This window comes from Ensifer sp. 22521, from assembly GCF_052044795.1.
Classification (GTDB): domain Bacteria; phylum Pseudomonadota; class Alphaproteobacteria; order Rhizobiales; family Rhizobiaceae; genus Ensifer.
Window position 1 is genome coordinate 113,551 of the sequence record NZ_JBQENM010000014.1, and the last position, 7,629, is coordinate 121,179.

Consider the following 7,629-nt stretch of genomic DNA (forward strand, 5'->3'; position numbering starts at 1 on the left):
TACCGGACGGAGGTGCCGCCCGGTGGCCCGTAAAGGCTTGAGATTTAGCCGGCGACGTCAGCCAGCCTGCAGGCCGGGTTTTCTTTGGCACGGGGATAGTCATAGGCGCCGACCTTTGAGGTGGCATAACCGCCACCGACCAGGGCTTCGGCTAGCTTCACCGCAGCGGTCACGCCGTCGATAACAGGCATGCCGGTGCGCGCCTTCAGGCGGTCGCAAAGCTCGGACATGCCGGCGCAGCCGAGAATGATTGCTTCGGCACCATCTTCCTGCCGCGCCTTGAGGATCTCCTGCACCAGCATCTCCTCGGTATGGGCGAGGTCCTCTTCCAGCGCCAGCACCGGCATGTCCACCGAACGGACCTTGCGGCAGCGATGACCGGCGCCATAGGCGTCAGCCAGATCCTCTATGATCGGCACGGAACGGGGCAGGGTGGTGATGATCGTAAAGCGGGTCGCGATGTTCATCGCCACTTGCACGGCCGCCTGACAGATGCCGATCACCGGACCACGGGCGATCTCACGCGCAGCACCAAGGCCCGGGTCATCGAAGCAGGCGATGACATAGGCGTCGATGCCGCGCATCTCGCCCTTACGAATCTCTGCGAGCATCGCCGGTACGGCCATGGCTTCGTCGGCATGCCCTTCAATGCTGGGCGGGCTTGACGTTGGGTTAACGGACTCCAGTAGGGTATGAGGGGCTGCGACGCGCTCGGCACTGCGATGCGCCTGTTCGGTCATGGAGCCGGTAGAATTCGGGTTAATGAGCAGGAGGCGCATGGATCAGCTCGTCTTCCGAAGGCCGGCAATCAAGGGGGCGTCGGCGGTGATATCGGGAGAGCGCGTCACGCTCAACTCCTGGTCCGGCAGTTCTGTGAATTCAAGGTCCATCGGGGCTCTCAAGTGGCATCGCGCCCCGGTTTCGGGCCGGTGGCACGGTCGTGTTTAAGCAGTTGCCATTGCACATCAAGTTGCGGTACACAATATTGTCTACAATTTTGTAGTCAATATCTAACTGCAGCTGATGGAATTGACTTTGAGCGCCGCACGGCGAGAGTAAGCGAACGGCTAAGGGAGATTTCATGTACAACGCGGACGAAGCCGCCGGTGCTCCGACGGCGATCATTTGCGAGAAGATCTGGCTTGCGATTGCAGAGCGGCGGTTACGACCGGGAACGCGGCTGAAAGAAGAGCAACTTGCCGAGATATTCTCCGTCAGCAGAGCCCGCATCCGACAGGCACTGACCGCGCTGGAGCGCGATGGCCTGGTGACGATCATGCCGAACCGGGGCGCCTTCGTCTCTGAGCCCTCCGTCGATGAGGCGCGCGATGTCTTCGTTGCCCGCCGGGCTATTGAGCAGCGCGTCGTCGAGCGCCTGTGCGAACGCGCCAACCCCAAGGATATCGTCCGGCTGCGAGGCCATATCGAGGAAGAGCGCATTGCCGGCCGATCCGGAAATCTTTCTGATATCGTTCGGCTTTCCGGCGGTTTCCACCTCTTGCTTGCGGAACTTTCTGGTTCTGCCTTTCTCTTCGGCATCCTGCGCGACCTGGTCTCCCGTACATCCTTGATCACCGCGATGTACCGTTCGAACCATCTTCACAATTGCGGGCCGGACGAACATCTGGCTGTGGTTGAACACATTGCAGCGCGCGATGTCGCCAGCGCGATCAAGGAAATGGCCGAACACCTGAACCATGTGGAAGCGGAACTGGATCTGGACGAGGAGAAGGATCAGCCCCGCGATCTTCGCACCGCCTTGCTTTGACGCTCAAACGAACCAATTGCACCGCTGATAAGAGGAGGCGGTGCCTGCCAGCAGACTGAAGGAAGATATGACCAACCGTAGTTACTATGCGCCGCATGGCGGCAACCCGCCGCAAACCCAACTTCTTTCGGATCGCGCGGTCTTCACCGAAGCCTACGCCGTGATTCCAAAGGGGACGATGATGGATATCGTCACCAGCTATCTGCCGTTCTGGGACAAGACCCGGCTGTGGATATTGTCGCGACCGCTCTCCGGTTTTGCTGAAACATTTTCACAATATATCATGGAAATCGCTCCGGGCGGTGGCAGCGACAAGCCCGAACTGGACGAGGGAGCCGAGGGCGCGATCTTCGTCGTCGAAGGCGAATTGACCGTCACGCTCGACGGCAAGGCGCACAAGATGCAGCCGGGCGGCTTCGCCTTCATCCCACCGGCCAGCAACTGGAGCGTTCGCAATGGAAGCGAAGCGCCGGTTCGCTTCCATTGGGTGCGCAAGGCCTATGAGTATGTCGATGGCTTGCCTGTGCCGGAAGCCATCTTCACCAATGAAGCCGAAATCACCCCGTCGCCGATGCCTGGCACCGACGGCAAGTGGGCGACGACGCGCTTCGTCGATCCGGCCGATCTGCGCCACGACATGCACATGACAATCGTCACGTTCGAGCCCGGCGCGATCATTCCCTTCGCCGAGACACACGTCATGGAGCATGGCCTTTACGTGCTGGAAGGCAAGGCGGTCTACCGGCTCAATCAGGATTGGGTCGAGGTCGAGGCCGGCGACTACATGTGGCTTCGCGCCTTCTGCCCGCAGGCCTGCTACGCCGGTGGTCCGGGCAAGTTCCGCTATCTGCTCTACAAGGACGTGAACCGCCATATGAAGCTGCGGGCGCGCTAAGGAAACTTACGCTAGGTAAAGCAAAACCGCGCATTCGACGAATGCGCGGTTTTCTATTTTCCTCAATGCGTTACTGGCGCTTCCGAATGGCTCGCTTGCTTCAATCCACCAATTGCGGATCGGCGGGCTGAAGGCTCCTTGGCTGCAGTCGCCGTAGCGTATTGCCTGCCGGGTTCTTGTCGAGGTGTAGCACGCGGGTGAAGAAGTCATTGCCGCGTTCGGTGCGTCCGATATTGACGATCGCGACACCTTTGAGCTCTTCATCCATGAACTTCAGAACGCGCTGGTAGGCGTCGTCCTCAAGCGTGTCGAGCGCCTCGTCGATGATCAGCCACCGCGGCTTGTGCAAGCTGAGCCGGGCAATCGCCAAAAGGCGCTGTTCCGCTTCGCTGAGGTTCATCTCCTTTCGCGCATCCTGGTCAAGCCGGCCGCTGAGGCGACCAAGCCCGACCTTGGAGAGCACCGCTGCAAGTTCACCCTTGCTGTAGCTATCAGTTGGACCGGGGTAGGCGAGAACTTCGCCCAGGGTCCCGGGTGGGAAGTAAGGTGACTTCGGAACGAAGGCGAGGCCATCATCGACCGGCAGTGCAATGCGGCCGTGACCCCAGGGCCAAAGGCCGGCGATCGCCCGGAAGAATGGCGCCTTCTCCACCTCAGGCGCACCGGTGACAAGCACCCGTTCGCCCGGATCGATTGTCACGCTTTGCTCCCGCAGCGTGATGCAGCCCGTCGGCGAGACGATTTCGATATTGTCGAAACTCATCTGCGACGTTTTCGACGTCTTGAAGTCGATACGTTTGTCGCCCTCGTGCCTTTCGTCGGTCATCAGCAATGCGGAACGGAAGGCGGCAACGCGTAGCAGCGTGGCACGCCAGTCGGCGATCGCGCCGATGTTGTCGACGAACCAGCGCAACGACGCATGCACCTGGTTGAAGGCACCAACCGCCATCATCAGCCCGCCGAAGCTCAGGTCGCCGGCAAAGTAAACCGGTGCCGCAATGACGATCGGGGCAACGACCGTGATCCAGCCATAACCGCCCGTCACCCAGGTCAGGCGTGTCACCGCGCGCAACAGGCCGTAGCTGATCTCGAGCACCGAGGCGAGATCGCGCTGCAACCGCTTCTTTTCATTGGCCTCGCCTGAAGATAGAGACACGGCCTCGATATGCTCGTTAACGCGCATCAGCGAGAAACGCAGCGCCGCCTCACGGGCATAGTGTTCACCGTTCAGCGCCACCAGCGGACGGCCGACCAGCCAGCTTAGCCACGAGGCCGTGCCTGCATAGAGAATGGCGGCCCAGACCATATAGCCAGGTATGGCGAAGGCGTAGCCCGCCACATGGAAGACGAAGCCGTCGGACAGCGACCACAACACGCCGATGAAGCTCACCAGCAAAATACCCGATTGGAAAAGGCCGATTGAAAGCCCGGCTGACAGATCAGTCAGGTGGCGTGCATCCTCATGGATGCGTTGATCCGGGTTGATGCCGATTGCGCCGGCGTTCGCCAGACGAAACGCGCGCGAGGGGCGCATCCATTCGGTTATGAGATCGTCCGTCAGGCCCTCGCGCAGCCGCAGCTTGATGACCTGTCCGAGCCAGGTTTGCAGGACGTTGAGGACGAGAAGCACGCCAGCGATCTGGGCGAAGACGACCAACTGATGAAGAAAGGCGGGCAGGTCGCGTCGCTCGAGCGTGTCGTAGAATGGTTTGTACCATCGATTGAGGATGATCTGGCCGAAGGCTGTCACAACGATAACAACGACGATGGTTATGCTGAGCCAAATGATCTTATTGCGTAGCGGCGAGGCCATGAATGCCCGATGCATCATCCGCAATTGATCACCGAGGGATTGTTCGTCGCTGGGCTGTATCCGGCCGCTATTCTTGACGTTCGTCCGGTTCGACATCGGTGCGAATCTCTCCCTCCCGGTATCTTTAATTGGAATATAGCGTGCCTTACGCTCTCACCCTAGAGCGGATTGTCTAAGCTCACATGTAACCGCGGTCACAAAGGCCCTCGTATCCCGGCGCAAAATTGATTTGTGCCATTCGAAAGCGGGTTCATAGTTTCGCCAGACGACGTCGAAAAACGGCGCCAAGGGAGGAACCTGTATGTCCGCGCATCTCGATCAAATCCGCGATCAGCAAAGAGAAACCTGGGACCGCTTTTCCGCCGGTTGGAAGAAATGGGACGCTCTCGTTCTCGGCTGGCTTGCCCCCTTCGGCCAGGCGATGATCCGCCAAGCAGCGATCAAAGACGGCGATCAGGTGCTTGACGTCGCTGCCGGGACAGGCGAGCCGGGACTGACCGTCGCCGCCTCGATCCCGAACGGGCGCGTCACCGTCACAGATCTATCCGAGCGCATGCTTCAGGTGGCGAGCGAAAACGCCAGGAACCGCGGTCTGACGAACTTTGAAACCAGGATCTGCGACGCCGGCGCATTGCCTTTCTCCGACGCTACGTTCGACGCTGTTCTTTGCCGGTTTGGCTTCATGTTTTTCCCTGATGTTGCGGCAGCAGCCGAACAATTGAAGCGGGTCGCGAAACCGGGTGCACGTGTTTGTGCCGCCGTCTGGGCCTCGCCTGACAAGAACATCTGGGCAACGACGATCATGTCGACCATTGCGCGCCACGTGGAAATGCCGAAGCCGCCGGCGGGAGCGCCCGGCCTGTTCCGCTGTGCGCCCGAGGGCCTGATGACTGCCGTCTTTACTGACGCGGGCCTGCGAGACGTCCGTGAGGAAGAGGTCACGACCACGATGGTTCACGACACGCCCGAAGACTATTGGACCTTCATGACCGAAATCGCCGCACCCGTGGTCGCGGGGTTGGGCCAGGCCGATATTGCAACACGGGAGCGTATCAAGGCTGAGGTTCTGGATCTTGCCCGACAGTCGATCCGGGCGGGCAAAGTCGAATTGCGCTCCACCGCAACAGTCGTCGCCGGTACGTGTTAGCCGCTAGAGCGCGCTTGCGCTCGAGGCTTTGGCGTGAGGCGCCTGGGGCATGAACATTGAGCGGACTAGCGTGTCAACGCTGGGTCGAGTGGCGCGGAAATCCGGCCATTTTTGCCGGCGGCGAGCATCCGGGCCATCCCGTTGATCGCCGCCTCCCGCTGTGGATCCCTTCCTGCCGCATAGGCAAGCGGCGACGCCACCGAAATATCCGGCTCGATGCCGACAGCTTCGAGCCGAAGATCGTTGTCGATCACCGCATCGGAAACCGCGAGTTCGAACAGACTGTCATCCGGCAAGACATAGGCGCGACCTGCGAGCAGGGCGCCCGCCGTCCGTTCACCGACCAGCGGGATGGCATTCTGCCTGAGGGCGTAGGCGAAGAGCTCCAGGCCGCTGCGCGTGCCTTTATCGATCAGCGCGATCACCGGCTTTCGCCAACGGAAGTTTGCGAGTGTCGCATCCCCGCGGCGCGGCACCAACCGGAAGGACGGCGTGTCGCCAACGAAAAGCTCCGCCGCATCGGCAGGGCCACCACCCCAGCGCCCGCGCAAGTCAACGACAACACCCTCGGCGTCCTTGAGGCGGCCGGTCGCAAGCGCTTCCGCGACAATATCGAGGCCATTGCGCGTTGAGAGCGTCCACATCCGCACGTAACCGATCTTGTGGCCATCGCGTTCCTTGAGTGTCATGCTCTCGTCGATCGCCCGCTCGAACATCGGCAGCGGCCGCAAGCGCTCCACCTGGACTTTCGCCGAAATCGGTGCGGCGTCGCGATGGCGTCGAAGCCGGATCTCGACGCTCCGACCTACCTTATCGGCGAAAGAGCCGATTTCCCGGTAGGGGAGCCCGTCCACCGACAGGATCTCGTCACCAACGAGCAGGCCGGCCTTCTCGGCCGGCGATCCATCGTAGACATCGGCAACGAAGCGACGATCACCATCAACGGCCGTCACCATGCCGATGCCGGGATAGCGGACCTCGCCATCCGGCGGAAAGAGGCGGCGCACGTCATTCCGAATTGCGAAACGGAAAATGTCGGAGAGTTCGAAATAGTCGATCGTATCGGGCTTGTAGCGTCCGGTATGCGAGACCCGAAGGCTGGAAAGGACCGATGTGATTGCGTCGTCGACGTCGCTGGGCGAACTCGCGGCCGCGATCGAGTGCAACCTCCCGTCGATTTGTGCCCGGGCAGCGGCGGTAAAGCGGGCCAGCGCCGTTGTGTCGTAGAATTCCTTATCCACCAGTTCGACGACGCGGTCAAACACAGGCTGGCCCGAACGCGTAACGTCGGCAGCGTGGGGAGCAGTCGGCTCCGACAGGAGCAACGAAAAGGTCAGCAACGTACCTGCGAAGCCAGGGCGCATAGCTCGTCCTCCGGTTTCCGATCGCTTGATTATCGGCCAAACACGGCTTCTTGGGAGGCGGCCTGATTGCAAAATCGCGTGATCTCGGCAGTGGCCGCCGGCCGCCCTGTGGTTCCGCTCGTTTTCAGATCGGAGTTCCCGGTGGCAGGCAAGGCGTCGCAACGATCGTAGACTATTGGAGTGCAATTGTTGATTGCAATCCAATCGATCATTAAACGCGAGGCGATTAATCGACACCCGAATGGCGGTCATGTGGCGTACGAACCGGCGCTGAGCAGATCGGGCCTCTGATCACTTTGGGTCATCAAAAAGAGGCGGCCGAATTAGCTCGTAGGAGCTATAAAATCCATTCAAACCAATCCGTTAATGGCGACAGATCTATTATGAAAATTTTGTAACGCAGTTGTCATATGCTTTCCGGTTTAAGTAAAAATCGAGCGGATTATGAAGATTTATTGACTGCGAAAGATTACGGCTTGTCTTTCCGCATTAGAGTTTGTTAACATTCGAATATAGGGGTTTCATTACAGCTTTGAACGCGGGAGGGTGGCATGCCGCTGTCGTCGATGCTTGATTCCAAGAATTCCCGACACCTCCGCCGAAAGTCAGCCGCACAGGATGGGCCACCTCCCCAGGAAACGG

At 60.1% G+C, this 7,629-nt stretch carries 6 protein-coding genes; 3 read left to right on the forward strand and 3 right to left on the reverse strand.

Annotation, left to right across the window (positions count from 1 at the left end; translation table 11 throughout):
• Positions 1-44 precede the first annotated feature (44 nt).
• Complete coding sequence (locus ACTJKE_RS22105; protein ID WP_113512335.1) at positions 45-779, reverse strand: aspartate/glutamate racemase family protein; 735 nt, start codon at positions 777-779, stop codon at positions 45-47.
• A gap of 302 nt (positions 780-1,081) precedes the next feature.
• On the opposite strand from ACTJKE_RS22105, the gene ACTJKE_RS22110 reads away from it, so the two are divergent.
• Both ACTJKE_RS22110 and ACTJKE_RS22115 read left to right on the forward strand, forming a co-directional pair.
• Positions 1,082-1,768 (forward strand): GntR family transcriptional regulator, encoded by a 687-nt coding sequence (locus ACTJKE_RS22110; RefSeq protein WP_058320906.1) that lies wholly within the window; start codon positions 1,082-1,084, stop codon positions 1,766-1,768.
• Positions 1,769-1,835: 67 nt separating this feature from the next.
• On the forward strand, positions 1,836-2,663 hold the full coding sequence (locus tag ACTJKE_RS22115; RefSeq protein WP_057249556.1) for a bifunctional allantoicase/(S)-ureidoglycine aminohydrolase: 828 nt from the start codon (positions 1,836-1,838) through the stop codon (positions 2,661-2,663).
• Positions 2,664-2,763: 100 nt separating this feature from the next.
• On the opposite strand, the gene ACTJKE_RS22120 is transcribed toward ACTJKE_RS22115, so the two are convergent.
• Positions 2,764-4,572 carry an ABC transporter ATP-binding protein/permease gene (locus tag ACTJKE_RS22120; RefSeq protein WP_113512333.1) on the reverse strand — a complete coding sequence of 603 codons (1,809 nt, stop codon included), beginning with the start codon at positions 4,570-4,572 and terminating at the stop codon, positions 2,764-2,766.
• Positions 4,573-4,777: 205 nt separating this feature from the next.
• Between ACTJKE_RS22120 and ACTJKE_RS22125 the strand changes: the two genes are divergently transcribed.
• A complete protein-coding gene (locus ACTJKE_RS22125) occupies positions 4,778-5,623 on the forward strand; it encodes a methyltransferase domain-containing protein (RefSeq protein ID WP_112994930.1) in 846 nt (281 codons plus the stop codon).
• A 65-nt stretch (positions 5,624-5,688) separates the two neighbouring features.
• Here the strand turns inward: ACTJKE_RS22125 and ACTJKE_RS22130 are convergent, their stop codons facing one another.
• Positions 5,689-6,987 carry a S41 family peptidase gene (locus ACTJKE_RS22130; RefSeq protein WP_440636172.1) on the reverse strand — a complete coding sequence of 433 codons (1,299 nt, stop codon included), beginning with the start codon at positions 6,985-6,987 and terminating at the stop codon, positions 5,689-5,691.
• Positions 6,988-7,629 lie beyond the last annotated feature (642 nt).